24 protein-coding genes and 1 tRNA gene are annotated in these 26,685 nt (G+C 60.6%); 9 read left to right on the top strand and 16 right to left on the bottom strand.

Annotated features, from left to right (window positions below; translation table 11 throughout):
• Positions 1-96 precede the first annotated feature (96 nt).
• Together AB1Z25_RS19235 and AB1Z25_RS19230 are read left to right on the top strand one after the other, a co-directional pair.
• On the top strand, positions 97-834 hold the full coding sequence (locus AB1Z25_RS19235; RefSeq protein ID WP_107801976.1) for a response regulator: 738 nt from the start codon (positions 97-99) through the stop codon (positions 832-834).
• Complete coding sequence (locus tag AB1Z25_RS19230; RefSeq protein WP_486635932.1) at positions 831-1,892, top strand: ATP-binding protein; 1,062 nt, start codon at positions 831-833, stop codon at positions 1,890-1,892. Before AB1Z25_RS19235 ends, AB1Z25_RS19230 begins: the two co-directional genes overlap by 4 nt.
• On the opposite strand, the gene AB1Z25_RS19225 is transcribed toward AB1Z25_RS19230, so the two are convergent.
• From AB1Z25_RS19225 to AB1Z25_RS19215, 3 genes are read right to left on the bottom strand one after another with little or no spacing between them, the layout of a single operon-like run.
• A complete protein-coding gene (locus tag AB1Z25_RS19225; protein WP_486635931.1) occupies positions 1,889-2,341 on the bottom strand; it encodes a GNAT family N-acetyltransferase in 453 nt (150 codons plus the stop codon). The genes AB1Z25_RS19230 and AB1Z25_RS19225 overlap by 4 nt on opposite strands.
• Before the next feature lie 4 nt (positions 2,342-2,345).
• The gene (locus AB1Z25_RS19220) at positions 2,346-2,846 is read right to left on the bottom strand and encodes a hypothetical protein (protein ID WP_235086302.1); all 501 of its coding nucleotides are present in this window, start codon (positions 2,844-2,846) and stop codon (positions 2,346-2,348) included.
• 14 nt (positions 2,847-2,860) lie between these two features.
• Positions 2,861-4,393 (bottom strand): MFS transporter, encoded by a 1,533-nt coding sequence (locus AB1Z25_RS19215; RefSeq protein WP_486635930.1) that lies wholly within the window; start codon positions 4,391-4,393, stop codon positions 2,861-2,863.
• Between the two features lie 84 nt (positions 4,394-4,477).
• On the opposite strand from AB1Z25_RS19215, the gene AB1Z25_RS19210 reads away from it, so the two are divergent.
• Entirely contained in the window at positions 4,478-5,440 is a 963-nt protein-coding gene (locus AB1Z25_RS19210) for a LysR family transcriptional regulator (RefSeq protein WP_486635929.1), read from the top strand.
• 473 nt (positions 5,441-5,913) lie between these two features.
• Positions 5,914-9,507, top strand: a complete 3,594-nt coding sequence (locus tag AB1Z25_RS19205) for a hypothetical protein (RefSeq protein WP_486635928.1) — start codon at positions 5,914-5,916, stop codon at positions 9,505-9,507.
• 827 nt (positions 9,508-10,334) lie between these two features.
• On the opposite strand, the gene AB1Z25_RS19200 is transcribed toward AB1Z25_RS19205, so the two are convergent.
• The 12 genes from AB1Z25_RS19200 to ispB all read right to left on the bottom strand — a co-directional run bounded on the left by AB1Z25_RS19200 (position 10,335) and on the right by ispB (position 21,040).
• Positions 10,335-13,136 carry a toprim domain-containing protein gene (locus AB1Z25_RS19200; protein WP_486635927.1) on the bottom strand — a complete coding sequence of 934 codons (2,802 nt, stop codon included), beginning with the start codon at positions 13,134-13,136 and terminating at the stop codon, positions 10,335-10,337.
• A 9-nt stretch (positions 13,137-13,145) separates the two neighbouring features.
• Positions 13,146-13,454 carry a DUF1484 family protein gene (locus tag AB1Z25_RS19195; RefSeq protein ID WP_118268187.1) on the bottom strand — a complete coding sequence of 103 codons (309 nt, stop codon included), beginning with the start codon at positions 13,452-13,454 and terminating at the stop codon, positions 13,146-13,148.
• Positions 13,451-13,627: a hypothetical protein gene (locus AB1Z25_RS19190; RefSeq protein WP_162835140.1), complete on the bottom strand. Its 177-nt coding sequence runs from the start codon at positions 13,625-13,627 to the stop codon at positions 13,451-13,453. Before AB1Z25_RS19190 ends, AB1Z25_RS19195 begins: the two co-directional genes overlap by 4 nt.
• Before the next feature lie 495 nt (positions 13,628-14,122).
• A complete protein-coding gene (locus AB1Z25_RS19185) occupies positions 14,123-14,401 on the bottom strand; it encodes an Ogr/Delta-like zinc finger protein (protein ID WP_486635926.1) in 279 nt (92 codons plus the stop codon).
• Positions 14,402-14,414: 13 nt separating this feature from the next.
• Positions 14,415-15,392, bottom strand: a complete 978-nt coding sequence (locus AB1Z25_RS19180; RefSeq protein WP_486635925.1) for a P2 family phage major capsid protein — start codon at positions 15,390-15,392, stop codon at positions 14,415-14,417.
• A 12-nt stretch (positions 15,393-15,404) separates the two neighbouring features.
• A complete protein-coding gene (locus tag AB1Z25_RS19175) occupies positions 15,405-16,130 on the bottom strand; it encodes a hypothetical protein (protein WP_486635924.1) in 726 nt (241 codons plus the stop codon).
• Between the two features lie 25 nt (positions 16,131-16,155).
• On the bottom strand, positions 16,156-16,374 hold the full coding sequence (locus AB1Z25_RS19170; protein ID WP_019100960.1) for an AlpA family transcriptional regulator: 219 nt from the start codon (positions 16,372-16,374) through the stop codon (positions 16,156-16,158).
• A gap of 484 nt (positions 16,375-16,858) precedes the next feature.
• On the bottom strand, positions 16,859-17,482 hold the full coding sequence (locus AB1Z25_RS19165) for a PIN domain-containing protein (protein ID WP_486637353.1): 624 nt from the start codon (positions 17,480-17,482) through the stop codon (positions 16,859-16,861).
• Entirely contained in the window at positions 17,436-18,584 is a 1,149-nt protein-coding gene (locus AB1Z25_RS19160; RefSeq protein ID WP_486635923.1) for a helix-turn-helix domain-containing protein, read from the bottom strand. The genes AB1Z25_RS19165 and AB1Z25_RS19160 overlap by 47 nt, the downstream gene beginning before the upstream one ends.
• Positions 18,585-18,638: 54 nt before the next feature.
• On the bottom strand, positions 18,639-19,835 hold the full coding sequence (locus tag AB1Z25_RS19155) for a tyrosine-type recombinase/integrase (protein WP_486635922.1): 1,197 nt from the start codon (positions 19,833-19,835) through the stop codon (positions 18,639-18,641).
• A 181-nt stretch (positions 19,836-20,016) separates the two neighbouring features.
• Positions 20,017-20,091 (bottom strand) — tRNA-Arg (locus AB1Z25_RS19150).
• Between the two features lie 19 nt (positions 20,092-20,110).
• Positions 20,111-21,040 (bottom strand): octaprenyl diphosphate synthase, encoded by a 930-nt coding sequence (ispB, locus tag AB1Z25_RS19145; protein ID WP_486635921.1) that lies wholly within the window; start codon positions 21,038-21,040, stop codon positions 20,111-20,113.
• A gap of 230 nt (positions 21,041-21,270) precedes the next feature.
• Here ispB and rplU point away from each other — a divergent pair, with 230 nt between their 5' ends.
• The 3 genes from rplU (at position 21,271) to obgE (ending at position 23,163) form a co-directional block, all read left to right on the top strand.
• On the top strand, positions 21,271-21,582 hold the full coding sequence (rplU, locus tag AB1Z25_RS19140) for a 50S ribosomal protein L21 (RefSeq protein ID WP_039753142.1): 312 nt from the start codon (positions 21,271-21,273) through the stop codon (positions 21,580-21,582).
• A 12-nt stretch (positions 21,583-21,594) separates the two neighbouring features.
• Positions 21,595-21,870, top strand: coding sequence for a 50S ribosomal protein L27 (rpmA, locus tag AB1Z25_RS19135; protein ID WP_019099926.1), 276 nt, complete (start codon positions 21,595-21,597; stop codon positions 21,868-21,870).
• A 132-nt stretch (positions 21,871-22,002) separates the two neighbouring features.
• Positions 22,003-23,163 carry a GTPase ObgE gene (gene obgE / locus AB1Z25_RS19130; protein WP_107800692.1) on the top strand — a complete coding sequence of 387 codons (1,161 nt, stop codon included), beginning with the start codon at positions 22,003-22,005 and terminating at the stop codon, positions 23,161-23,163.
• 161 nt (positions 23,164-23,324) lie between these two features.
• On the opposite strand, the gene AB1Z25_RS19125 is transcribed toward obgE, so the two are convergent.
• Positions 23,325-24,548: an MFS transporter gene (locus AB1Z25_RS19125; RefSeq protein ID WP_486635920.1), complete on the bottom strand. Its 1,224-nt coding sequence runs from the start codon at positions 24,546-24,548 to the stop codon at positions 23,325-23,327.
• A 111-nt stretch (positions 24,549-24,659) separates the two neighbouring features.
• Between AB1Z25_RS19125 and AB1Z25_RS19120 the strand changes: the two genes are divergently transcribed.
• Together AB1Z25_RS19120 and AB1Z25_RS19115 are read left to right on the top strand one after the other, a co-directional pair.
• Positions 24,660-25,106, top strand: coding sequence for a winged helix-turn-helix transcriptional regulator (locus AB1Z25_RS19120; RefSeq protein WP_227105092.1), 447 nt, complete (start codon positions 24,660-24,662; stop codon positions 25,104-25,106).
• 541 nt (positions 25,107-25,647) lie between these two features.
• Positions 25,648-26,427 (top strand): ABC transporter substrate-binding protein, encoded by a 780-nt coding sequence (locus AB1Z25_RS19115; protein WP_107800689.1) that lies wholly within the window; start codon positions 25,648-25,650, stop codon positions 26,425-26,427.
• The last annotated feature ends 258 nt before the right edge of the window (positions 26,428-26,685 follow it).

The following is a 26,685-nucleotide window of genomic DNA, read 5'->3' as shown; positions in this document are numbered from 1 at the left end:
AAAAAATATGCGGCAGTATGCCGGGGCCGGATGGGGTTTTTCGTGTGGTAGCATGGAGATTCGATGGAGATGCAAACAGGATGCGAAATCGGCGCCATGACTCAGACAATGCGACCGTCCGGCGGGGCTCAAGACCGTCAGGCCTTGATCCTCGTCGCTGAAGACGAACCCGAGATCGCGGAGATTCTCACCGCCTATCTGACCCGCAGCGGCATGCGCTGCGCGCACGCGGCGGACGGCCGGCAGGCGCTGGAGCTGCATCTGTCGCTGAAGCCGGATCTGGTCTTGCTGGACGTGCAGATGCCGCGGGCCGACGGCTGGCAGGTGTTGGCGGAAATCCGCCACCGCGGCGACACGCCGGTGATCATGCTGACGGCGCTGGACCAGGACATCGACAAGCTGATGGGCTTGCGCATCGGCGCGGACGACTACGTGGTCAAACCCTTCAATCCCGCCGAGGTGGTGGCGCGCACGCAGGCGGTGCTGCGCCGCTCCATGTCCGGCGCGCGTCAGGCGGAGCCGCGCGTGCTGCGCGCGGAGCCGTTCGAGATCGATCTGGAAAACCACGAAGTGGCTGTGCAGGCCGGCAAGCAGCGCCATGTGCTGACGCTGACCCTGACCGAATTCAAACTGCTGGCGCAACTGGCGCGCGCGCCGCGGCGGGTGTTCAGCCGCGCCGAGCTGCTGGCCGCCTGCCTGCCGGAAGGCGACGCCTTGGAGCGCACCGTGGACAGCCACATCAGCAAGCTGCGCAAGAAGCTGGAGGAGTGCGGCGTGGACGGCGTGCCGGTGGGCGTGCGCGGCGTGGGTTACAAGCTGTGGGGCGCGGAATGAGGCTGGAGGGGCTGAGCCGGCAGATCGCGCTGTCGATGGCGACGATGGCCTTCTGCGTGACCGTGCTGGTGGTGGTGACCGGCTTCACTTTCTACTATGTGGCGATGACTTACTGGCCGGTGCATTTCGAGACGCCGGGCTGGAAGATGACGATGCCGGAGTGGGTGTGGCTGCTGTCCAGCACCGTGGCGGGCCTGGCGCTGTCGGTGGTGATGGGCCTGCGCCTGGCGCGCCGCATCCTGGTGCCGCTCAACTCGGTGGCGGAGGGCATACGCCGCGTGGCTCAGGGCGATCTGGACGCGCGGGCGGCGGCCGGGGACCGTTCGCTGCGCGAGGCGGCGGCGCTGGCCGACGACTTCAACGCGCTGGCGGACCAGTTGCAGCGCATGACCAAGGAACAGGCGTTCTGGAACGCCGCCATCGCCCATGAGCTGCGCACCCCGGTGACGGTGCTGCGCGGACGGCTGCAAGGGCTGGCGGAAGGGGTGTTCACCCCGGACGAGAACCAGTTCCGCCGGCTGCTGGCCCAGGTGGAGAGCCTGGCGCATCTGATCGAGGATTTGCGCGTGATCAGCCTGGCGGAAAGCGGGCATCTGGACATAGAGATGCGAGACACCGATCTGGCCGCCGAAGTGCGCGCGGTGGTGGAGGTGTTCGAGGACGCCTTGCTGGCGGCCGGCTTGCAGGCGGTGCTGGATCTGGACGAGTGTCCGGCGCATTGCGATCCGGTGCGAATCCGCCAGGCGCTGCTGGCCTTGCTGGACAATGCGCGTCGTTACGCCCAGCCCGGCCTGGTGCGGGTGCGGCTGCGCATGGAGGACGGCCTGTGCAGCTTGCGGGTGGAGGACGAGGGGCCGGGCATTCCAGACGATTTCGCGCCGCACGCCTTCGAGGCCTTCCGCCGCGCGGACGCGGCGCGGCAAAGCGGCAAGGGCGGCAGCGGCCTGGGGCTGGCGGTGGTGGCCGCCATCGCGCTGGCTCACGGCGGCGAGGCCCGTTGCAGCCGCGTGGGCGGCGGCAGCCGTTTCGAGCTGAGCTGGCCGCAGCCGGCGCCTTAACCGGCTGGGCGCGCAGCCCGCTTCATGAACACAAGCTCCGGGTCGCCGTCGTCCAGATTGTCGATGCGTCCGCTTTCCCGGAAGCCCAGCTTGTCCAGCAAGCGCCGCATCGGCAGATTGGATTCATTGGCGGAGGTGAACAGCTTGTCGCCCGCGCATCGCCTTTCAAACTCCGCCATCAAGGCGCTGGCCACGCCGCGGCCTCTGGCGGTTTCCGCCACCATCAGCAGCGGGATGAAACGCTGTTGAAAGAAGGAGCGGTCCAGAATGCCATAGCCCAGCGCCTCCTCGGCCTCGGCCAGCCAGCAGCTTTGCGCGGCGATGGCCTCGCCCAGCATCCTGCGTCGGGCGGGGTCCCGCTGCGCGATGGCGTCGACGCCGATCAGGGCCGGCAGGTCCGCCGCTTGCGCGGCTCGTATCTTGATATCCAGTTTGAGCATGGCTTGCATGTGGTCATCCCGCGCCCGCTTTCAAGGCCGCGTTGATGGTTTTCCACTGCCGGGCGGCGCCGGCGATGAAGAGCAGCAGCAGGACGCCGGTGGCGATCTGGAGGGCGGGCGCGTCGGGGCTGGACAAGAGGGGATGGCCCAAGGGCAGGCGGGTGGAGGTTTCCGTGACGGCCGGAATCCAATGGAACAGGAAGGTGGCGGACAAGCCGACGGCGGACGCATGGGCGGCCTTGCCGCCGAAAAGGCCCTTGAACTCCGCCAGCAGCGCCAGCAGCAGGACGACCAGCGTGATCAGGGCCAAGGCGTGCGGCTTGCCGAAGCCGCCGTGCTGAAAAATGCCCAGGGCGGTGACGCAGCTGATCACGGTGCCGATCACATAAGCCTGGCCCAGGCGATTGCGCGGGCTGATCCTGCCGTCGCGCCACAGCGCGATGGCGCCGAAAGCGACCGCCAGCAGGCTGACGGCGGTATGAAAGACCCCCAGCGGGGTGAGTCCATATAGCATTTGGATCTCCTTGCTCATAAAGGCTTGGATGCGGCCGGGCCGGAGTCTTGCCGGCCCAGGCTTTGCTGCCACAGCACTATCACTATAAGACCTATGGCCATCACGCATTCCAGCCGGAAGAAGTCCAGGCAGGACAGCAATTGCGATTGCTGCGTCAGTTGCCCCGCCAGCACGGCCATTCTTTGTTTGGCGCTCAGCTCCGGCAAGGCTTGCTGCAATTGGTCCAGCGCGGCGTTGAACGCCGGGTTGAGCACGCTGAAACCCTCGGATAGGCGCTGGTAGTGCAAGGCGTTGCGCGCTTGCAGAAACACTGTACTGGCGGCCACCCCCATGGACAGCGACAGCTGACGGACGATGTTCTTGGTCTGGTAGGCGCGGGCGAAGTCGGGCTGATCGATATGGCTGAAGGTGGCCTGCGCCACCGCCATGATGAACAGGGACATGAAGCCGCCGTTGCAGATCAGGATGCTTACGATCAGGCTGGCCGGCGCGTTTTGATTGAGGCCGGACATCAGCACGCCGTAGAGCAGCAGCAGGCAGCAGGCCGCCGCCATCATGGCGCGCACGCCGCGCGCCCGGCGCTTGAGCAATAAGAAGGCGTAGAGCGTGGAAAACAGGATGCCGGCGACAAAGCTCACCGACAGCAAGCGCCCGGTCGTCGGCAGGTCAAAGCCCAGCGCCTGCTGCGCCATCACCGGCAGGATGTAGCTGTTGGCGGAAACCAGCAGATAGCAGCAGCTGTAAAAGCCCAGGCCGGCCAGGTAGCGCAGTTGGAGCAGGGCTTTCTTGCGCAGCGGGTGCCGCCGGCGGTGGTATTGCCAGCCCCAGCCGGCCAGCAAGGCCAGCGCGAGGATGGCCAGCAGCCATTCGGGGCGGGAGAAGAAATCGTAGGGCAGCTGTTGAATCAGCCATTGCAGCGCCAGCACGCCGACAATCATGCACAGGAAGGCGCGCGAGCCCTGGGTGTGCGGATGGGCAGGTTCCGCCCGCTGGCTCAGCAGCCGGGTGGCCGGCCAGGCCAGCGCCAGCGCCGGCAGCACGGCGAAGAAAATCCAGCGCCAGTCCTGGCGGCTGATCAGTTCCGCGCCCAGCAGCGGGCCGCAGGCGGAGCCCAGCATCAGCGCATAGCCGAAACAGAGCAGGCCCAGCATCTTGCTCTTGTCTGTCAGCGCGTTCACTTCCACCCGCGCCGCGGTGAAGAAAGCCGCCCCGCCCAGGCCTTGCAGCGCCCGGCCCAGTATCAACTGGCCGGGGCTATTGGCGAAACCGCAGGTCAGTGCGCCGACGCCGAACACGATGATGGACAGGCGGATATAGCGCCGCATCCCCAGGCGGCGGCTCAGCCATTCGTGTTGCAACAGCACCAGAACGGCGGCGCTGGCGTAAGCCATGGCCGCATAGCTGAACTCCTCCGGCGCGGCGCCCACGCCGCCCATCACCTGGCTGGAGGCGAAGTTGAGCAGGCCGTTCTGGAAAAACTCCAGACAGGCGATCAGCATGATGGAAATCAGATACCAGGGCGTGGCTTGCGTGCGTTCGGCGTTCATGGGCTCGGGGCTCGGGAGGGTGTCCCCATTATCGGAGCCGGCTATAATTCAATGAAATCGATTGTTTACATGGCATCTATCGAAATGACTGATATAGACGCGGTCTGGCTGCGCCGCCTGGATCTCAACAATATGGTGGCCTTGCACACGCTGCTGAGCACGCGCAGCGTCAGCCAGAGCGCGCGGCTGCTGTGCCTGGGGCAGCCGGCGGTCAGCCATCTGCTCAAGCAGCTGCGGGAGCAGTTGCAGGACGCCTTGCTGTACCGGCACGGCCAGCGCATGATGCCCACCCCGTTCGCCGAGGCCTTGCTGCCTGAATTGGAAGCCTGGCTGGGCGCCGGCGAGCGCCTGTTCCGGCAGCGGCCCGTGGACTTGGAAACCGTGGAAAGAACGGTGCGGCTGGCCTTGCCGGACGCGCTGGAAGCCGCCTTGCTGCCCGGTTTGCTCGGGGCCTGCCGCGAGCGGGCGCCGGGCCTGAGCGTGGATGTGGCGGCCTTGTCCGCCGCTCAGGCGCTGGCGGCGCTGGAGTCGGCGCAGATTGATTACGCCGTCGGCTACTTTCCCTTCCCCACGCCCCGGCTGGAACGCCAGCCCTTGCTGCGCAGCGGCTTCGCCTGCCTCTATCACCGCGGACAGCTGCAATTGCCGGCCGTGGTGGGCGCGGAGGAAGTGGCGGCCTGGCCGCATGTCTACACCTCTTACATCGGCGAAGCGCTCAGCCTGATAGACCATTACCTGCAACTGCGCGGCTTGCAGCGCCGCGTCCTGGCGCGCGCCGCCAGCCTGCTGGCCATTCCGCCGATACTGGCGGCGGTGCCGGCGGTGGCGGTGCTGCCCTCCGTGGTCTGCGCCATCGTCGGCCGGCATCAGGCGGGCATGGCGCGCGCGCAGATCGACGAACCGAGCTTGCGGATCGATGTGGAGTTGTTATGGCATCCCAGGGTGAACGACGATCCGGTGCATCAATTCGTGAGGACCGAGCTGGCCGGGCTGTGCGCGGGCGGCCGGATCGCGCCGGACGGCGCTGAGGGGGAGGACATGGCGTAAAAAAGCCGCGCCGTTTGCCGGTCGCGGCTTGTTTGATCTGCGGCGCTTGCTGCTTTGCAAGCAGAGGTGGCGCCCCGACAGGGATTGAATTGATTTTAAAAGCAACTGTTTATAAATTGATTTCTTTTTTTGCTGTCGATGAGATACCCCTAAATGTACCCCCAGTGCGATTTTTTCTGGCAGGAATGGCCGCTATCGATCCAAAGCAGTAGTAAAAGCAGACGCTCCAAATTGAAGCTTGCTTTCTGACCTAAAACAGATTGACAGGGGGGGGCTGTTACTTCTCCTGAAATAGCTTTCCATACTGAATGAAATGACTTAGTCATTCGTGTCCCTTCGTGTGAAAATCAAAAAGTGCAGAGGAAGGAAGAACGATGAGGCGAATCGAGAGCACTCAAGTGCCGGCTGAGACACGTAGCATGCTGAGAGAGAGACTAGCGCGATTTTTGCCCGCGCATTCAACGATGAGGGGGGTGGGGGACTTGGTGGTCCGTCCTTCTGTTTCGGACAAAGAACTCGTTGACCTCTTGTTGAACCTTGAATTTTTGCCCGGTGATGACATCGACCGAGCTCGAGTTGTATATGAAGAAGCAGCTCAAAGACAGGCGCTCACCTGGACTCCCCCTTCGCCTGAGCTAGAGGCAATGCCTCCCACGATTGAAGAAGATCAGCACGGCGTACTGGACGGAAATAACTTCGCAGCACCTGATTCCCAAGCACCATCCGTGCAAGTAATGATTTCTGTTCAGGTTATTCCAGATTCACCTAGCTTCGATGGGCTATTCCCTCCGCCGTCGTTCGACGAACTGGTTGCGCGAGGATGGATTCGTCATACATGGGGGCGATTCTCTGTACCAGATGACCTTGCGAGGGCCAGTCTTCAGCCACAGGCCACCGAAACCGCATTCAAATTGTTGGTTGAGGCACGGTATCAGGATGAATTCAAGCTGCGGGACGGGTTTAGCCCTGAAGGTGACCTTCAGGTCATAGCTAACAGTATCGTCACACAACAATTTCAGCCCGGTGCGGTTGCGTGTATCTCTCGCCCTTGGATAGCTGCAAGACTATGGGATACGCCCGTAGACGCTTCAACCGGTTCCGGCGTAGATGACGCCCAGCAACGCCTAAGTCGCTGGATAGATAGTTGGAAGCTCCTAAATTCTCCATCATTTCAAATGAGTAGTTATCTTGAGCCCGCTTCATTCGAAGAATTCGTAGAGGTTGGCTTGGCCGTACTCACGGCAGTCACAACCTCGCCTGGCTGGACTGAGTTTAGAGAGGCTGCTAGAGCTCCGATAACCTTGCTATATCCGCATCGAGCCGCAGATGCGGAAAGCGTCGTTCCATTAGTACCTGCTACGACGCTTGAACGCGTGGACTGGATGTCACGGAGAGTCGCTGAGCAAACCTTCCACGAATACTTGGGGACTAGAGGCACAAGTCTACTGTGCGTACTTCTAAATGAAATTCAGGATGCTACGTTCGATCCAAAGCACCTGGCTTCCCGGTTGATGGAGTTTGTCGTTGAGCGCCCAGCCTTGCTTCAACTGCTCGTATTGAGAGCCCGGCAAGCGCCGGTGCTGCTTGCTGACATGTTGATGGCTCCGGCTACCTGTACATTGGCGTGCAGCCTCATCGCAAGCTGGGAGTTCAACTCAGGCGGTTGGAACCGTGATTTCCAAGCTCAAGCAAATGACACAACGACAATGCTCGCGTTCGAAGACGCTATTGCGTTATTGGGTGGTCATCTTGATGCAGAAAGAGTGCCTGCTACTGAATTGGCGGCGTTGTATCGGTACATCTACAAACTGGCGTTGAATCCTAGGCGTTTAGCAATGTTGTCATTGCTGCGGCAGGTTCTGGCATCAGCAGCCACAAGTATCCAGGACGAAGTATTTGCCGCATTAGTTGCATCGGCTTCGACCGGCACCGACAAAGTGACAGGTTTTTGTGCGGCACTCGATTATTTTTCTGAGAGTGGGGGGGCTGACCGTATTGACCCTTCAGAGATTGTCTCGTTTTACCTAGACGTATTGCTTCTGCAGAGCGAGCCTGTGGAACTTACCCAACTCGGCTTGCCTGCCGCACAGTCGTTTGTTTCCCTTGCTTTGAGATGTGAGGAGCCCCTTCGTAGTCGCTTCTTGGGGGCTGTAGATGTCCGGGCCTGGCTACAGTCCGCACCAATAGCCGCAGATGAGCAGCCTTCATTCCTGAACTTGTTGGCCCGACGTATCATGATACATATTCGTTTATTGTCCCGGGCCATGGCGGGGTGGCCAACAGAAGTGCCGAAAGAACTTGTGGATGCGCTATCTAATGCCGTCCACGCTGGTGCAACGGACCAACCACAGCGTGGCAGGGTCGATGCATTTGTTCCAGGACCTGGCTTCGGATTCACGCGGGGGGAGGAGCAGCCAATCGCACTAGATTTGGCGGCGGCACTTCGACGACTGCAGGGAAATTCACTCCAGCAGCTTGTGACTGAACTTTGCCAAATTGATGAGCCTATTGTCCTAGCCGGCATCATTGCAAATACGCCCGTCGCTTTTCACGAGCAAATCAAGAGACGTCTGCAAACCTTGACCCCAGAAAATGCGCCTGAAGTGTGGAGTTTGCCGGCGTTGCAAGCGCGAGTTGATGCACTACTGAATGCAGAACTGCCCGAAGTTGCGGAGGTGTTTATAACAGCAGAGCGTGATGCTAGTACTTGGGGGCCTGTGCCGGGTCGCGAAGTTGCGACGCTTCGAGCAACCCTTCGTATGCTGCTGCTACGTCAGGACTGGCCCGCCATTTCCTCTTACAGCCTTCCAGAGAACCTGAGTGAAGCTATCCGGCGCGAAGGGAGGGACTTACTACAGTTCTACCGAGGTATAGCTGAGCTGAAGAAGCCGGATGGTAATCCAACTACTGCAGAAGCCATTTTTTTGGACTTAAGTCAACGGAACCGTGGCGTTACGTCCTACTCCATAAATCTTTTTGCTTGTCGAGTTACCCGCCTACTTAGAGGCGATAGTTTCGGACTCCTGTCGGGAGAGGCGCTTACGCAAGCAAAGCGCTACCTTGCCGAAGCACAGCAAGAAACTCGGCCACTAGTCCAGCACTCGCCGGCAGACCTGAAGGCCCTGGACGTCAACCGAGCAATGTTGCTGCTTGCCGTCGGCCAAGCTCGGGAAAGCCTTCAGCTCTTGATGGACCTGAGCGATGTTAGCCATGACGCAAGTATTGAGGGATTCCGGGCGCTTGCAATGGCACGTCTGGGCCGCAAGAGAGAAGCCTTGGTTGTGCTTACTGAAGCTGAGAGAGCATTTGGACGCTCTGACCTTCTTTCAGCTATTCGGGCGAATATCGACACCCACCGGCCGTACGCTACAGCCCCGAATATGTTGTTGGATGATGACCCTGTACCAGGTATCCGTCATGCATTTGATGCCTTCTCCAGATTGGGGGCTGTTGAGCAAGCCGAAGTCCTTCAGTCACGAGGTAGCCTTGAGTGTTACTTAATTGAACAGGTTCGGGAGGCATGTGCCAGCATCGTCGCATTAGCGCCGATGATGAGAGCGCTCGGTATGGTTCGATTAGAGGATGATATTTCAGCAGTCTTGAAGCAAGTCTTACGCTCGCGTCTGTGGCTTAATCAATGGGCGGTAGAAGACCAGTCTCGTGGCGGATTCTCTCAACGAGGCGGGGTCGGTGAGCGAGACCTGGTTATTAGTAAGGGTTCGGCAACTCTCGCTGTAATCGAGGCACTCATCACTGACTATGTCACAAAGGGCAATCTCACCTCGCACTTCACGAAGCTGCTGGGGTATGACACCTGCAAGTTCTTCTTTCACATTACATATGCCCGTCGGTCGAACTGTGCAAACATCCTTGCCCATCTGCGAACAGCATGCGCCAGTCCTCCGTCGGGGTTCACCCACCGTCGTACCGAAGAATTGGAGGATTACAGTTCTATGCCCGTGGGTTTCAAGGCCTATTATGAGCTTGACTCCCGTAATGTTGTTGTCGTTTTCCTGGTCTTGGAGATAGGGCAGCTTATTCAACGCGCCGCAGCTGAGAGTGCATAGTCACATGTGATTGATTCCTCGCCTTTAGAGTACTTCTCTTAGGTTCAATAGTCGCATCCATCGGCACGCCGAGTAAGACGTAATAGCATGCTCTAAAAGCGCATGGTGGCCGCTTTTGAGCGTTCTTGCCATCGATAGCACATGGCCGTTAGCAGTCAATTGTAAATCGCGTCTTTCTCGCCGCTCAGCCGGACACACACACCTAAAATCCCCCCGAAACCGTGGATCAGACCCTAAGTCTTTGTCCTGTAAAAGCTTTTCATCCACGGGTTGTCCACGGCCTCTCCCCCCGATTCCGTGGATGCCGCATAAACCTCAATAAAATCAATGCCATGAAGGGAAGGGCGAATCCACCATTTCCACGACTTCCGCCGGCAAACCCGTGGATTAATTTTTAAGCAGCGCTCCGAAACCGTGGATGGCCCCTTCCTTCCTTTTTCATTGCTTTTTATCTCTATCTCTTTGTTTTTAAAATAAGAAGAAGTACTTAGAGGCCGTAAAAGGCTAAAACCCCGATGTGGAAGAATTGGGGCAAACCGTGGAAGTTTGAGGGGAAACCGTGGATTTCGGAGGGCAAACCGTGGATGGGTTCTTCTCAACAATCAATGACTTAAGTCGTGGAGAAGGGCCAATCCACGGAATTTTTTTACATCCTCCCCTACCCAATGGCGCGGAAACCGGCGATTTCCGGCCGTTCTCGCTGGTTTTGTGTTGTCAATGTCATATTTGATGTGTAAAAGGCTCCGCAATTTTGCAGTTTGAGCGGGGGAATGCGTGACAGCCCACACAAGGCGGGCTGTCGATGGGAAGGGTGGGTTGGTTTGGGCTTAGGGCTGGATGTCCGGCGCGGCGTAGAGGCCGAGCTTTTCCAGTTGCGGCAGGCTGAGGGCGGTCAGGTGGCCCTGGCGGCGGCCGTGGATGGTCTTCTCGACGCCGTCGGCCAGCACCACCGGGCTTTGCAGCAGCTGATGCTTGAAGATGCGGCCAGTCTTCACCGGCAGCGTGTCGAACTTGGCGCGCAGGTGCGGGGCGGTGGAGAGATGGTCCATGACGTGATTCGGCCGGAGGAACAGCGCCATCTCGCTGCGGCCGTCCGGGAGTTTGACCCGGTCCCAGCAGTGCGGGTAGTCGAAGCGGCGCGCCTCCAGCTCGGACAGCAGAATTTCCATGATCCAGACCCAGGGCAGGCGGCTGCCGTCGGTGTCGACGATATGGCTGTTCATTTCCGCCATCAGGTCTTCGATGAAGCCGCCTTGCTGCGGGTCGAGGTCGGCGAACTCGCACAGCAAGGCCCAGCTGCATAGCAGGGCGGCGTAGTTCTCCATCATCCGCCGCGCGGTGGCGTCGCCGGTGGGGGCGCGGCTGTGGCGTTCGCACAGGCCCAGGTAATGGCGGTGCAGGTCGCGCAGCCGGGCCGGCTCGACGTCGGCCAGAAACTGCAGCCAGGCCCACAGCGGGAAGGCCGGCAGATCATGCGGAATCAACGCGCCTTGTCGCGCCACCGACAGGCTGCTGCGGCACAGCTTGGACTGCAGGCTCTGGACGTCCACTTCCTCGCCGGCCAGCAGCACCGGCGCGCACATCAGGTAGGGCGTCAGGCTGGCCCCGACGCGGGTGAACTCGAAACGATAGGTCGACTGCAGCAGCGCGTCGATGTCGGACAGCACCGCTTTCGGCAGTTTGGAGAATTCATCCCAGCCCACCGGCTGAGAGGTAAACGACACCGAGGCGCGGCGGCGGTGGTCGGTCTTCAGCATCTGCCCGGACAGCACCTGAAACGCCAGGGTGGTTTGCAGACTCTCCAGCAGCTTGGACTTGCCCGAGCCCTTCTCGGCCTGCATCTGGAAGTGCGGATAGAAGCCGAGCAGGGTTTTGAGGTGCGCGCCCAGGGCCCACACCAGGGGGATGGCGGCCGCATTGTCGCGGAAAGTGTCCTGATAGGCTTGGATCACGGTGCGCGCCTGTTGCGTGGTGCCGCGCGGGAAGGTCAGGTTGTAGTAGAGGCATTGCTTCTGCGGCTCGACGAAATAGCAGTCCTGCCCCTCCTGCGCCGTCAGCGCGCCGGCCTTCCACGCCAGGCCGACGAAGTTGACCACGTCGCGCGCCCCCAGGTCGGCGGCCCGTTCCATCAGGTTGACCAGGCGCTGGAACTGCGCCGGCTTCCAGATTGCGCCGAAGCGGCTCTTCCACCATTCGAGGTTGTACAGCTTGTCGTCGGTGGCCACTTCGCGCTGCAGCGTCACCCCATGCCGCGCCAGCTGGGCGCTGACGCCGAACACGGTTTCCGGCTGATGGTCGGCCGCACCGCTGATGGTGGCCAGATGGCTTTGAATGCGCAGCCGCGACAGGCTGGCGACGCGGAAGGAACACAGGTCGCCGAGCGTCTCCGAACGGTTGCCGTCGTCGTCTGTCTTGAACTCGTCGACGTACTGGGTGAAGTCCTCCTTCACCCGGAAACGCCAGTACACCGCCCAGTCATGGCCGGGGAGTTGCACCCGTCGCGTGCCCTCCAGCCGTTCGCCGCCACCGGGCATACCGGGCACCAGCCACGGCTCCAGCTTGCGCAAACGTGCGGTCAGCTCGTTTTTGCCATGGCGTTGCAACACGTCGTTGAGGTCTTCGCCTTCGTCCCAGTCCTGCATGTCCACCAGCAAATGGCCGATGTCGGCCGCCGTCAGCTTCTCCGACAAGCGCCAGGCTGCCGCCAGCCCCGGCCGCACGCCGCTGGCCGGGTTCACCGGGTCGCTATGGTCCAGCGCCACCCGCACCGCCTTGCCGCGCAATACGGTCCAATCGAGGCTGTCGACATTGCCGACGCCGCGCAGCGCCAGCGCCGCCACGTCCGGCGGGGTGCAGCTCTCCACCGACAGCGCATTGATCGGGCTTTCCACCAGATAGACCAGGCGGGCGCGCTGCAGCCGTTGCGGGTCGCTGCACCAGCCATGGCCCTCGCGCGCGCCTTGGCATTGGGTCTTCACGCCGCCGTTCAAGGCCGGATCGACATAGCGCAGATCCACCGCCGCCAGCCGGCCGCCGCTGCGCACCAGGAAGGCGACGGCCGCGCCGCCGTGGCCCACTTCGCCGGCGGCGATCTTGGCGCTGTGCCAATCGTTCCAGCCCAGCGTCTTGCAGCGCAGCGCGCGCCGGATCACCGCTTCATCGATGCCCCGGCCGACGAGGTAGGCGATGGCCGCATCGGCTTGGGCCAGGCAGCGCTCGCCAATGTAGTCGAGGGTGGACTTGCGCACCGGCGCGGCCTTGTCCTTCATTGCGGGTTTCGGTTGCGGCAGGCCGTACCAGTCGCCCAACAGGCGCGCGGCCGCCAACGGCGTGTCCAACTCCGGCTGGCAGTAGCGCAGCATGTCGATGCAACTGCCGCCGGCGTCGCCGCTCCAGTCCTTCCAGCCGCGGCCGTCGGCGAAGATCGACAGCGACGCGTGGCTGTCCGGGTGATGCGGGCTGTGATAGTTGCCCTTGCCCTGACGCTTCAGGCCCAGCCGGGCCGCCAGGTCGTGCAAGTCGATCTGCTCCTTGAGCTGGTCAAACCATTGGCCGAGGGCAGTGGGGGCACCGCCAGACAAGCCGGGGGCGTCTCGCCAGATACGCGGGAGAGGGATTCGTGCGGTCATGGGGTGTCCTTAGAGCAGTTGGCCGATGTCGGCGCTGGCGTCGATGACTTGTTGCTGCAGCGGCGCCAGCAGCCCGGCCAGGCGTTGCGCCGGCAGTGGCTGGTTCTCGGCGCAGTCCAGCAGCTCGACCAGCCCTTGCAGGCCGTCGCCGGTGCGCGTCAGACGAGAGACGCCGGCGCTGACGGTGTGTTCGATGCGGCGGCACAGACTGGCCAGTTGGCTCAGCGGCTCGCGCAGCGCGGCATGTTCGGGGGTGTCGGCCAGCTGCTGTAGCTGGGCCAGCTGGTGATGGACGGCGGACAGGATCAGGGCGTTCATGCCAGCACCTCCACGGCGAAACCGGCGGCGGTGCGATGAATCAAGGCGCGTTGACCCTGGGCGACCAGCAAGGCGGCGAGCGCGCGGGCTTCGGCTTCGTTGGGCAGCGTGGAAACAGGACGGGCAACTTGGGGGAACAGCGCACGGAAAGCGCGTAGGGTGATACTAGGCATGAAAGCCTCCTCTATGGTCAGAAGACCTGCTTCCCATCGCCAAATGGGAGTGACAGGCGCATGGCGAGGTTGGCGAACCGGCATAGAGGCACCGGCATACCCTAGGGTATCCCCACCATGGCCTGTCATAGAAAAGGACGTACCAATGGTGTTTCTAACGGACGTAAAAAAGCCGCCATTATGGCGGGTGTCCGCCTCTATGCTCGGGTCGCCAAACCCGGTCGCTGTTTTGAATGCGACGTAAAGATGGTGCCGCAATCGAGCGGGCTTGTCAATTCGCTGGCGGGCATGGGAGATCAGATTCGCGTATTTCATCGGGGGTTATATTGCTAAAGCGTGGAGCGGAGTCATCGGGAATGGGGCCGGGTTTTAGCGGGCACTTTATTAAATTCGCCATTCAATATTAAATAAGTGAATTAAATCCATTTCAGCCAACGATATTCAAGGTCGGTTTCAGGGGGACTACATGGCCCGCCGGCCGGCGAGCCATGGCGTTTAGCCCAGGACGCGATGCCGCACGCGGCCGGGCGTCACCATCAGTGCTTGCCGAGGTGAGGGCGACAGGCCCGGCAAGGTGCGCAGCCGCTCCGGCGGAATCCGCGCGCCGCCGTGGATGGGCTGGGCCAGGGTGATCGGCTCGCCCTCCAGCGTCTTGTACTGGTGGCAGCAGTCATCGTTGCTGCAGTTGTAGTAAATCTCCTTGGTCGCGGCGCTCAGCATGCGGCTGGTCCGCACCCGCGACACCGCGCCGCATAAGGGGCAAGGGAAGGCCATGATGCAATCTCCTTCAGTCGACGATTTCAACAGCGTCAATCAGCACGCAAGCGGCGAGGTTTTCGACGACGTAGGCGTCGTGGCTGGCGTGATAGAACTCCACCCGGTTCAACGACGGCTCCTCGTGGTAGTGGTAGCGGCTGGCGTGCTGATTGAAGTACAGCGACAGGTTGTCCAGCCGGGTAATCAAGATGCTGTCGCCGGGGAAGAAGGCGGCCGTCGCCGCTTGCAGGCCGCCCAGGCGCTGTTTGTGAAACACCAGGTCGTCCTGGGGATTCGCGTCGCAGACCGCATCCGGCAGCAAGTCCGCGCCCACCAGCACCACCAGGCCGGGATCATCGCGCCACGCCGGGGCTAGCCGCTGCTTGAGCGCATAGCGCACCAGGCGATGCAGCGAGCGGAAGCGTTCGCTCTCGCCGATGCGGGCGCCCTCGATCCAGTGTTGCGGCGCTTGCTCGCGGATCTGCTGCAGCCAGCCGAGATTGACGTCTTCCAACAGCGGATGGCTGGCCCGGTTCGAGTCCGGCGCGCGCTGCAGACCGTGGAAGCCGATCATGATGCGGTCCAGCAGGATGCGGCGTTCCAGCGCCTGCCGCGCGCGGGCTTCAAAGCCGGCCGGGGTCTGGCTCTCGCTCCACCAGGCGTCCAGCGTGTCGTAACTGAAGGCGGCGTCGAAGTTGGTTTGCTGGCAGTGGTACTGCGCCGGCCGCCAGGTCTTGCCGGCCGGCTGGCGTTCATGGCGCTGGGTGTCGACGGTGGCCGCCAAGGTGCCGGCGATATCGAAGTGCTTGGCCTGCCCGCGGATCTCGGAAACGCCGAGCAGGTTGATCGCGGACAGCAGCCGGCTGCGGGCCTTCAGCGCGTTGAGGCGGGCTTGCGCCGCTTGGGGCGTGGGGGTGGCGTACAGGCTGTCCTGGGCGCGGTACTGTTCCAGCTCGTGGTAATAGTGGTCGATGAACTGGTTCAGCGCGTGGCGGGTGGGGTTCTGCATGTCTCGTCTCGGTTAGCGGTTGATCAGGGCTTGGTACTGCGCGTCGCGCTGGGCTTGGTATCGCTGTCGGGCAATCACGTTGTGTTGCTGTAGCGGCGGGGTGGCCAGCGGCGGCAGCGGCTGGTTCAAGCGGGCGAGCAGGGTGTCTGGGGCCGCCGGCGAAGCGTTGCACAGCGTCTGCTGCAGCGCGCCGGGCTTGAGCACGGCATGGACTTGCTCTTCCTCGCGGTGCCAGTCTGCGCTGCCGAACACACGCTCGATGCAGGCCGGCGGCGCTTGGGTCAGCAGCAGCGTCAGCACCGGCAGTTGCTCGCCCCATTGGGGCAGGTGATCGTCGAGCACCGCGTCCCAGTACTGGCGCTCCAGCGCGTCGCGCGCCTCGGCCAGCGCCTTGCGCTGCTCGAACAGCGCTTCATGCTGGATCTCGGCTTGAATCTTCTCTTCCTCGGCGATCTTCAGCGTTTCCTCGGCCAATTCCAGGTTGGCCATCTCCTTGTGCTTCAGCTCGCGCACCGCCTTGGTGGGGATGCCCAAGGTCGAGCGCATCGCTTGGCGGCAATCCTTGCGCGCCTGCTCGGCCTCCATGCGCAGCGCGGCGGCGGTGTGCTCACGGCGCGTGGTCTGGCTGGTCAACTGCTGCCAGGCGTCGAGTGCGTGTTCAAAAGCGGTCTGGCGTTCGGCCAGCTCGGCCACGGCCGCGGCGAGACGGGTTTGGGTGGTGGGGTTCTGGATATGCATGGTCTGAGTCCGGGAAGTTGTGGGGTTAGGCGCGGCGGGCCGCGATGCGTGCCGCCATCCAGCTCTCGATTTCAGAGGACAGCCAGGCCACGCTCTTGCCGCCCAGCGGCACCGGGGCCGGGAAACGGCCCTGCTTGATGGCGTCGTACACCGACGAGCGGGACAGGCCGCAGGTGGCGATGACTTCCGGCAAGCGCAGAAAGCGCAGCGGTTGAGAAGAGGGCGAAGCGGCAACAGCGGTCATGAAGCGTCCTTGTCGGTGGAGGTGGATATCAGTGGATGGCATCGGATACGCCGATCAGCGAACGCAGTATTTCAGAAATGACAAACCGGGTTTTGGGGTTGGGTTGTGCCGCGCTCCCACACAACAAAAAAATTTGAAATGCCAAAAAAACGCGGATTTTGCTCTTGACGACGGGCGGGAACACAGGAACGCGGGCGCAAAATGGCCCGCCACGGAACGGCATCGGATGGCGGTGGACGGGCTAGGACGGACTCAGCGGTAAGGAAACGGGGGACAGCAGGGAAACGCGAAGCGGGGGCGGTCAGCGAACACGGCGACTGCATGCATAGCGTGCATGAAAACGCATGAATCCGGGCGGGGGGACAAGGGCGCGCCAGGCCATACGGCAAGGGCCTGGCACGGGTTCATGCAGCTGCATGATTAGCGGCCCATGAAGTGCGGGGGCGAGGCGGGGCTTCGATAGCGCGCGCTGGGTGGGGGCGTGTTATTGCTTCATTTCCCTGTCCTTGAGGCGGCATTCATGGGCGGTTATGTATGCTTTGTTAAGGTGAACCGTCAGGGGGCGCTTTTCATATCTCTCATGCTCTGCAATTAATTCTTGATGGTCTGCATCGGTAAGGTGGCGATGGTAGTGAAGCCAGCCATATAGTTTCGCTGTGGTTTCCACGTATAGACCCAAGCGCGTTTCTGCAAATCTTCGGGCGCGCTTTTCATCAGTCATGAACGCAATGGATTTTATTTTGGAGGCCATCGCTAAGCATGATAGTTCACCACTGTTTAACTGTAGTGGTGCAGTTTTGGCAATCTCTAGTAGTTCTGATAGCTCGCACTGCTGCATAGAAAATTTCCCCTGCTTTCTCGCATCTTGTAAGCGTCTTATTAGCTCTTCATTTTCTGGGGATGTAGATTTTCTTGGTTTTTTTAGGCATTCGAAAATAACCATTGGTGTGGTTAGGAATAGTAAGCTTGTTCCGAATGATGCCTTGTAAAGCTTTTGTGCTGACAGTATATTCCAAATGCTGCAGGTGTCAGTTACGACCATTGGATTGAACTGCCTTGGGTTAAATGTCATGGCTGATGGTTCTTCCAAAAATAGAGCAAATTTCATCAAGCTCAAGAATGTCAACTCTAAGGATCTCTGAGAGGCGTCCGGTGCTAATTAAGGCTTTGTCATGTGCTTCAAAGCAAAGAGTAACATAGTAGTCGGATAGCCCTCTTTCTAGAAGATCTAGCCTTCTTTGTCTCTGTTTTTTAGTTAAGTAATTTGGTGCTTCTGGATCTGTTTTTTCAGATGCGCTAATTTTTGTACTTCTTATTATTCTTGCTTGCTCTTCGTCGATGAGTCTAGCGTCTTTTAGTGCTTTGGCTAAAGCAGATGTGCTGACATTAAGTTGGTTTGACCAATATACAATGCTGTCTTTGTCAGATATTCTTAGCTGTTTTAGTATTGATTTTGGCATCAAGTAGTTAGATGCAAATGCATTGGCCCTTATCTCTTGTAGGTCATTTTTGGAGTATTTTTTACTGTTATTTTCAAAAGTGACTGTGAATTCGGATGCTGAGTCGAAGATTGCATGTGCCACTTCGTGGGCTGTGGAGAATCTTTGTCTATAAGTATCCTCGTTGTAGTTTATTAGCACGCAGTGCCCTGCAATTTTATCTCTAATATATAGTCCAGATATTTCAGGGTTGGTGAGCTTCCATCTGAATATGTGGATGCCGATTTTTCTAAAGTCATCGTAGATGTTCCTATTGACTTGGTTTGCTTTGTATTGCAGTAGGTTACGCAGCGCTATTGCTGAATTTTCTCCGTGTTCTTTGTGTAGTTTTCCAGTTGGTGAGTGCCGAAATTTAAGCCTTTCTTTATTTAATGAGTTTTGCATCCATTCTTCATTGTGGCATTGATATAAAAACTCCTGAATGGTTCGGCGATCTTCTGTGGAGAAATTATTGCCAAAGCGTCTGAATAGGATTTCTGTTTTTTCGGCGGGGGCAGGAAGTTGATTGTCTAGTATTGATCTGAAATCACAGCTATATAAGCTTGCCAGGATTAAGATGTCGTCACCAGATGGTATGGATTTGCATGCCTCAATATTTATCAAGTGCTCGGAGCTGATTCCCGTCAGTTCATAAACCTCCTGAATAGAATATGCTAGAGACTCTCGCAGTTGCTTTAGTCTAGATGAAATTGTGTTTATATCTATGTTCATCAATTATCTCGCTCTGTCACGTTTGAATATTGAGGATGGCCTAAGTTACCCTATTTATAGATTTTCTAGATAGTTGGCCCAGAAGCTCATCATCTTCTTCCTTTCCTCCATGTATTCTGCTCGATTGTATGCTGCTCGTACCTTGTTGCCTTCAATATGAGACAGTTGCCGCTCAATGGCGTCTGGATTGAAGCCCTGCTCATTGAGGATGGTCGAAGCTGTCGAGCGGAATCCGTGCACATCTGCTTTACCCTTGAAACCCATGCTATGAAGTGCGCGCCGCAAAGTCTCAGGTGACATTGAGCGACGTGGATTGTTGCGATTTGGAAATAAGTGTTCTCGCCCACCGGTTATGCTATTTAGCTGTTTTAACACTTCGATGGCTTGCTGCGAAAGGGGAACAAGATGAGGCGGCGCGGTTTTCTTGGATTTCTCCGGTAGCTTGCGATGCTCTGGTGGGATGGTCCACAGCGCCTTATCAAAGTCGATTTCTTCCCACCTGGCCATAGCCATTTCTCCGACGCGGGTGAAGGTCAGCAGCATCAGCTTCATCATCAGCTTGGTTTGTACGTTGCCATCGTATTTCTCCAGCGCTTCCAGAAAGCTGGGGATGTCCTCGCGCATCAGCGCCTTGCGCGGGGTGGATTGCTGGCTCTTGAGGGCGTCGGTCAGGGGGGCGGCCGGGTCGCTGTCGCAGCGGCCGGTCAGGATGGCAAGGCGGAAGACTGCTGAGCAGCGTTGCCGCAGACGCTTAGTGGTATCGATGTTGCCGGCGCTTTCCACCTTGCGCAGCACCTCCAGCAATTCAAGCGGGCGGATGTCGTTGATGGGTCTGTCGCCGATGAAAGGGAAGATGTGGGTCTTCATGGCCGACAGGACGCGCTCGCTGTGGGCGGCGGACCATTCGTGGCTTTCCCTTTCATGCCATTCCAGCGCGATGGCTTCAAACGTGTTGGCGGCGGCGGCCAACTTGATCACCTTATCCATCTTGCGCATTGCCGCCGGATCATCGCCATCGGCGATCTGCTTGCGGGCATCATCGCGCTTCAGCCTGGCTTCCTTCAGACTGATTTCCGGGTATACGCCCAGCGCCAGCAGCTTCTCTTTGCCATTGATACGATATTTCAGCCGCCAATACTTCGCGCCTGTCGGCATGACCCATAGAGACAGCCCCTGTCCATCGGTGAGCTTGAGATGCTTGCCATCCTCTCGGGGCTTGGCGTTTTTGATGGCGGCGTCGGTTAGGGGCATGGGGGTACTCCTCGCTTTGGGGGTATCGAAATCTGGGGGTACACAAGATACCACCAAAAATACCCCCGCGTACCCCCGGCTTTGTTTGGATGGTTTCGGACTGCTTTGGACGTAAAAAAACCCGCAAAGCCTTATTTGGTGCGGGTTTTTGGATTTTCTCGGACTGCTTTGGAAGTGTAAGTGGCGCCCCCGACAGGAATCGAACCTGTAACTGCCCCTTAGGAGGGGGCCGTTATATCCATTTAACTACGGAGACGCTTAGAAAAACTGCTGGGTCAGGCGCTGCGGTCCACCGACAGGCGGGCCAACTCCACCAAGGCCTGACGGGTGTCCGATTCCGGAATCGGCGCCAGCGCGGCCACGGCCTGTTCGGCCACCTTGACCGCTTCCGCCCGGGCGTAGTCCAGCGCGCCGCAGGATTGTACCGCAGCCAGCACGTCCTGGAAACGATCGCGGCTGGCGTGTTCCAGCGCGTCGCGCACGATGGCGGAGGCTTCCGGGCCGCCGTTGCGCATGGTGTAGATCAAGGGCAGGGTCGGCTTGCCTTCGGCCAGATCGTCGCCCAGGCTCTTGCCTATGGTGTCGGCGTCGCCGCTGTAATCCAGCACGTCGTCGATGATCTGGAAAGCGGTGCCCAGGTACATGCCGTATTCGGCCATCGCCTGCGCCTGTTCGGCGCTGGCGCCGGCGCTGAGCGCGCCCACGCGGGCGGAGGCTTCAAACAGCTTGGCGGTCTTGTACTTGATCACGCGCAGGTATTCGTCTTCGGTGACGTCGGTGTTGCCGATATTGAGCAGCTGCAGCACCTCGCCCTCGGCGATGATGTTGGTGGCTTCCGCCATCACCGCCAGGATGTCCATATTGCGGGTGGTCACCATCATCTGGAAGGCGCGGGTGTAGAGGAAGTCCCCCACCAGCACGCTGGCGGCGTTGCCGAACAGCGCATTGGCGGTTTCGCGGCCGCGGCGCAGGTCGGATTCGTCCACCACGTCGTCGTGCAGCAAGGTGGCGGTGTGGATGAATTCGATCATCGCCGCCAGCTCGTGCAATTGTTCGCCGTTGTGACCCAGCGCGCGGCCGGACAGCAGCGTCAACACCGGGCGCAGGCGTTTGCCGCCGGCGGAAATGATGTATTCCGCTACCTGGCGGATCAGGACGACGTCGGAGTGCAGCCGGGCGCGGATGACGCGGTCTACGGCCTGCATGTCGTCGGCTATCAGTGTACGGAAAAGCGGGGTGGACACGATTTCAACCAGTTATTTGAGATGGGTACGCCAAAGGCTGGAATGTTACCAGAAAAGCCCCTCCAGCCGCCACGGGGCGTACTCCTTAGGACTAAGTCGATGAAATCATTGACAAGTTGACGGGGTGTCCGTATAGTTTCGCGTTCTCCCGCAATAGGCGGCGAGATTTTTATATTCAGGAGCTCATGCGAATGTATGCGGTCATAAAAACCGGCGGCAAGCAGTACAAAGTTGTCGTTGGTGAAAAACTCAAAGTAGAACAGATACCTGCAGACGTCGACAGCCAGATCGTACTTGAAGAAGTGCTGATGATTGCTGACGGTGAACAGGTTGTTGTAGGCGCCCCGATGATTGCCGGCGCCACTGTTAAGGCCACCGTTGTTTCCCACGGTCGTGGCGACAAGATCCGCATCTTCAAGATGCGTCGTCGCAAGCACTACCAGAAACATCAGGGTCATCGTCAAAACTTCACCGAAATCCGCATCGACGCGATTTCGAAGTAAGGATAAACAGTCATGGCACACAAAAAAGCAGGCGGTAGCTCCCGCAACGGTCGTGACTCCGAAGCCAAACGCCTGGGCGTTAAGGTTTACGGCAGCGAACTGATTCCGGCAGGTTCCATTATCGTGCGTCAGCGCGGCACCCGCTTCCACGCAGGTGAAAACGTTGGTCAGGGCAAGGATCACACCTTGTTCGCCAAGGTTGACGGTTACGTTGAATTCACCATTAAAGGTGCAATGAAGCGCAAGATCGTTAATGTGGTTCCGTACACCGGCGTAGACGGCGAATAATTTTTCGCTTTCTAGTGACCGAGAAAGCCCTATCCTGCGATAGGGCTTTTTTCATACCCTGAGGGGCAAGGCGTGAGGGTGGCCGCGAGTCCATCCTGACCCCTGACTCCTCGCAAGACAGAGGTTGAAAACATGAAATTTATCGATGAAGCCCGCATTGAAGTATTCGCGGGACGCGGCGGCAACGGCGTGGCCAGTTTCCGTCGCGAGAAGTTCGTGCCCTTCGGCGGCCCGGACGGCGGCGACGGCGGCAAGGGCGGCAGCGTGTACGCGGTGGCGGACGAGAACGTCAACACCCTGGTGGAGTTCCGCTTCGTCAAGAAATACCTGGCCGAACACGGCGAGCGCGGCCGCGGCGCTGATTGCTACGGCAAGGGCGGCGACGACATCGACCTGAAAATGCCGGTGGGCACGGTGATCACCGACCATGACACCGGCGAGCTGGTGGCGGACCTGACCCATCACGGCCAGCGCATCATGATTGCGCGCGGCGGCAAGGGCGGCCTGGGCAACATCCATTTCAAATCCTCCACCAACCGCGCGCCGCGTCAGTGCACGCCGGGCGAGCAGGGCGAGCAGCGCACGCTGAAGCTGGAGCTGAAAGTGCTGGCCGACGTGGGCCTGCTGGGCATGCCCAACGCCGGCAAGTCCACCTTCATCCGCGCGGTGTCGGCGGCGCGTCCCAAGGTGGCGGATTATCCGTTCACCACGCTGCACCCCAATCTGGGCGTGGTGCGCATGGACGATACCCGCAGCTTCGTGATCGCCGACATTCCCGGCCTGATCGAAGGCGCGGCGGAAGGCGCCGGCCTGGGCCACCGCTTCCTCAAGCATTTGCAGCGCACCGGCTTGTTGCTGCACGTGGTGGACGTGGCGCCGTTCGATCCCGACGTGGATCCGGTGCGCGAGGCGCGCGCCATCGTCGAGGAACTGAAGAAGTACGACGACGAACTGCACGGCAAGCCGCGCTGGCTGGTGTTGAACAAGGTGGATATGCTGCCGCCGGACGAGCGCGAGCTGACGGTGTCCGCCTTCCTTAAAGCCTATGGCTGGCCGGAAGAGCAGCCGGACGACCGTTTCGGCTTCGATCTCAAGGCGCCGCGCGTGTTCAGCATTTCCGCGCTGAACCACGAAGGCACCCGCGAGCTGACTTTCGCCATCATGTCCTATCTGGACGTGGTGCGCGCGGAGCAGCGCAAGCAGGTGGAAGAGGCGCAGCAGCAAGCCGCCGCCGCGCGTCAGACCATGATTACTCCGGATGCGGCGATGCATCAGGACACGACGGAAGAATAAGCGCCTGTTTACGATCTGCTGGGCGTCGAGGGATGTGACGCGGTGAGTGCGTTTTCGCCTTGTCTCGTTCTAGCCCGCTAGACTTTGGGTGGGTTCTTTCATCCAGGCGCCGGCATCCACGGCAAGCAAGAAGGCCAGTCTCGCGACTGGCCTTTTTCATTTCAGTCCGCCGCCGCGGGGGTGACGCCGCGCGTCGCCCACCAGAACAGCAGGGCCAGCAGGCTGACGGCGGCGCCCAGCAAGCATACGGCTTGCCAGCCGGCATGGGCGTAGGCCGCCGTTGCGCCGATGGCGCCCAGCCCGCTGCCAACGGCGTAGAACAGCATGTAAAGGCCCACCAGCCGGCTATGGGCTGCTGGCCGGGCGCGGAAAATCAGGCTCTGGTTGGTGACGTGCAGCGCCTGGCCGCCCAGGTCCAGCAGCACGATGCCGATCAGCAGCGCGCCTAGCGATTGCCGCATCAGCGACAGCGGCCACCAGGCCAGCAGCAATAAAGCCAGCGCCGCCGCGCTGGTGCGCTGGCCATGTCCGCCGTCGGCCCAGCGTCCGGCGCGGGCGGCGGCCAGCGCGCCTATCGCGCCCGCCAGGCCGAAGGCGCCGATGGCGGTGCGGGAGTAGCCGTGGGGCGGCGCGCTCAAAGGCAGCGCCAGCGCGCTCCAGAAGACGTTGAAGGCGGCGAACATCAGCAGCGCCAGCATGCCGCGCGCTTGCAGCGTTTTTTCCCGTCGCAGCAAGTCCAGCATGGAGGCCAGCAGCGCCGGGTAGCGCATCGCGTTCGCGGCGGCGGGGAGCGGCGGCAAGCGTCGCCACAGCGGCAGCGCAATCGCCAGCATCAGCCCGGCGGCGGCGAGGTAGACGCCGCGCCAGCCGGCCAGGTCGCTGACGGCGCCGGAGAACGCCCGCGCCAGCAGCAGGCCGATGAAGACGCCGCTTTGCGCCGCGCCGACGACGCGCCCTTGCTCATGCGGCGCGGCGGCGCTGGCCGCGTAGGCGATCAGCCCCTGCGTCATCGCCGTGCCCAGCAGTCCGACCGCGAGCATGCCGGCCAGCAGCGCCGGGGTGGAGCGCGCCATGGCCACCGCCGTCAGCGCGGCGGCCAGCGCCAGCAGTTGCGCCGCCATCAGGCGGCGGCGTTCCAGCAGATCGCCCAGCGGCACCAGCAGCAGCAGGGCCAGCGCGCAGCCTATCTGGGTGGCGGTGATCACGCCGCCCACCGCCGCCTGGCGGATGGCGAAATCCCGAGCCAGCGCGTCCAGCAGGGGTTGAGCGTAATAGACGTTGGCCACGCTCAGGCCGCTGGCGACGGCGAACAGCCATACCAGGCCGGCGGGCGTGTTTGCTGGCTTGTGTTTCAAGAGTGGCGATGGGGCGTGCCTGGCGTTCATGGTTCCGAGTCCGTTCAATCTGGTTGCAAAGTGAAACCGATTGAATGCTAGGGCAGGTAGTTTTAAAATGCAACTGATTGATCCCGCCGCCGCAGAACCCAAGGAGAGCCCATGACGCGCCACAACACCATGAATCAGGAGCCATGTCCGGTGGCGCGCAGCGTCGACGTGATCGGGGATCGCTGGTCCTTGTTGATCGTGCGCGACGCCTTCGACGGCGTGCGCCGCTTCGGCGATTTCCAGCGCGGCCTGGGCATGGCCCGCAACATCCTGTCCGACCGGCTGCGCAAGCTGGTGGACGCCGAGGTGCTCGCCACCCAGGCGGCCTCGGACGGCTCCGCTTACCAGGAGTATGTGTTGACGGCCAAGGGGGAAAGCCTGTTCGCGGTGGTGCTGGCCTTGCGCCAGTGGGGCGAAGGGCATTTGTTCGAGGCGGGCGAAGGCCATTCGCTGTTGATAGACAAGCGGACCGGCCAGCCCGTGCCCTTGATGTCGCCCAGGGACGCGGACGGCGTCGAACTGGCGCCCGAGGCCACCGAGGTGCGCAAGCTGGCCTGAGCCGATCGGCCGAGACAAAGACGGAGCCGCGGTGCAGCCATGCGCTGGGCCGGCGCTTGTCCCTTCCCGCATTCTTCAGGGCTGCGGCCCATTACCCTTCCCGCGTTCTTCCCGGTCCGCCTTGTCCTTGTCTGCCATTTGAACAGCCCCTTCGGCGGGAGGAAGCGGCTTGTTCACATGAAGACTTTTTCACTTGCAGGTACACCCATTCCGATACCAAGCGTTACTTGAGTGGGTGTCTGGATGTTGTATTTTGTCCTCAACAAGCCGCAAATTCGCCCTGGCGCTGAAATACCAAGTCATTAATTTTCCATGACAGCATGACGTAAGCTTAGATAAGAGCGGCGTGGGCGGCGGGCGGCGGAGACGGTATAGACAAATTGCTCTATTTATATAACATGAAGCGCTCAGCCCCCACGGGGGCGATGCCGGATCAGAGGGCGAAAAGCCCCGTGCGCTTTAACTTGTGAAATGCATATGCCCGGCTGTCGGCTCGGGATTTTCACCGTTGGCTGTAGATGAAGTCTATGAGGAGAAGCAAATGAAGAAAGCATTGGCTGTGATGGCTTTGGGTCTGATGACCGCGTCTATCGGCGCATGGGCCAAGGATTGGAAGGAAGTCCGCTTCGGGGTGGACGCCAGTTACGCGCCGTTTGAATCCAAGGCGCCCAACGGCCAGCTGGTGGGCTTCGACATCGATCTGGGCAATGAAATCTGTAAGCGCCTGAAAGCCAAGTGCGTGTGGGTGGAAAACGATTTCGACGGCATGATCCCGGCTTTGAAAGCCAAGAAGTTCGACGGCGTGCTGTCCTCGATGTCGGTGACCGAAGCCCGGATGAAGGAAATCAGCTTCTCCGCCAAATTGTTCAACACGCCTACCCGCATGGTGGCCAAGACCGGTTCCGGCCTGATGCCGACTCCGGCTTCGCTGAAGGGCAAGCGCGTGGGCGTGGAGCAAGGCACCATCCAGGAAGCCTACGCCAAGAAACACTGGGCGCCGGCCGGCGTGGAAGTGGTGCCTTATCAGAACCAGACCCAAGTGCTGTCCGACCTGGGGGCCGGCCGTCTGGACGCCTCGTTGCAAGACGCGGTGCAGGCGGACGAAGGCTTCCTGAAGAAGCCGGAAGGCAAGGGCTTCGCCTTTGCCGGCAAAGAGCTGGTTGACCCGCAGACCCTGGGCGAAGGCGCCGCCATCGGCTTGCGCAAGGAAGACAAGGAACTGAAGGCCGATATCGACAAGGCCATCGCCGGCATGCTCAAAGACGGCACCTACAAGAAGCTTGAAAAGAAATACTTCAACTTCGACGTTTACGGCAAGTAAACGGCAAGGGCCCGTTCAAGCATGCAAGGCCGCCGCGCGGCAGGCTTCGAACGGGCTCTAAGAGTGTGTTTACGATCTTGCGAGCCAGAGTCCTCATCGCCTAAGGCGTCCACGACGCGCCGCGGATCGTAAACATGTTCTAAGCCGCAAGCCGCCGACAAAACCGCTGCATTGGAACCCGCAGCGCCTCCGTGGCCGGAGTGGGCCATCCGTTTTGTCGGCGGCTCGTCTTTTGCGCAAGTCAGGGCCGGTTCGGCG

Source organism: Chromobacterium sp. HL1, from assembly GCF_057418835.1.
Note: the sequence above shows the minus strand (reverse complement) of the source record. Positions and strands in the feature narration are given on the sequence as shown.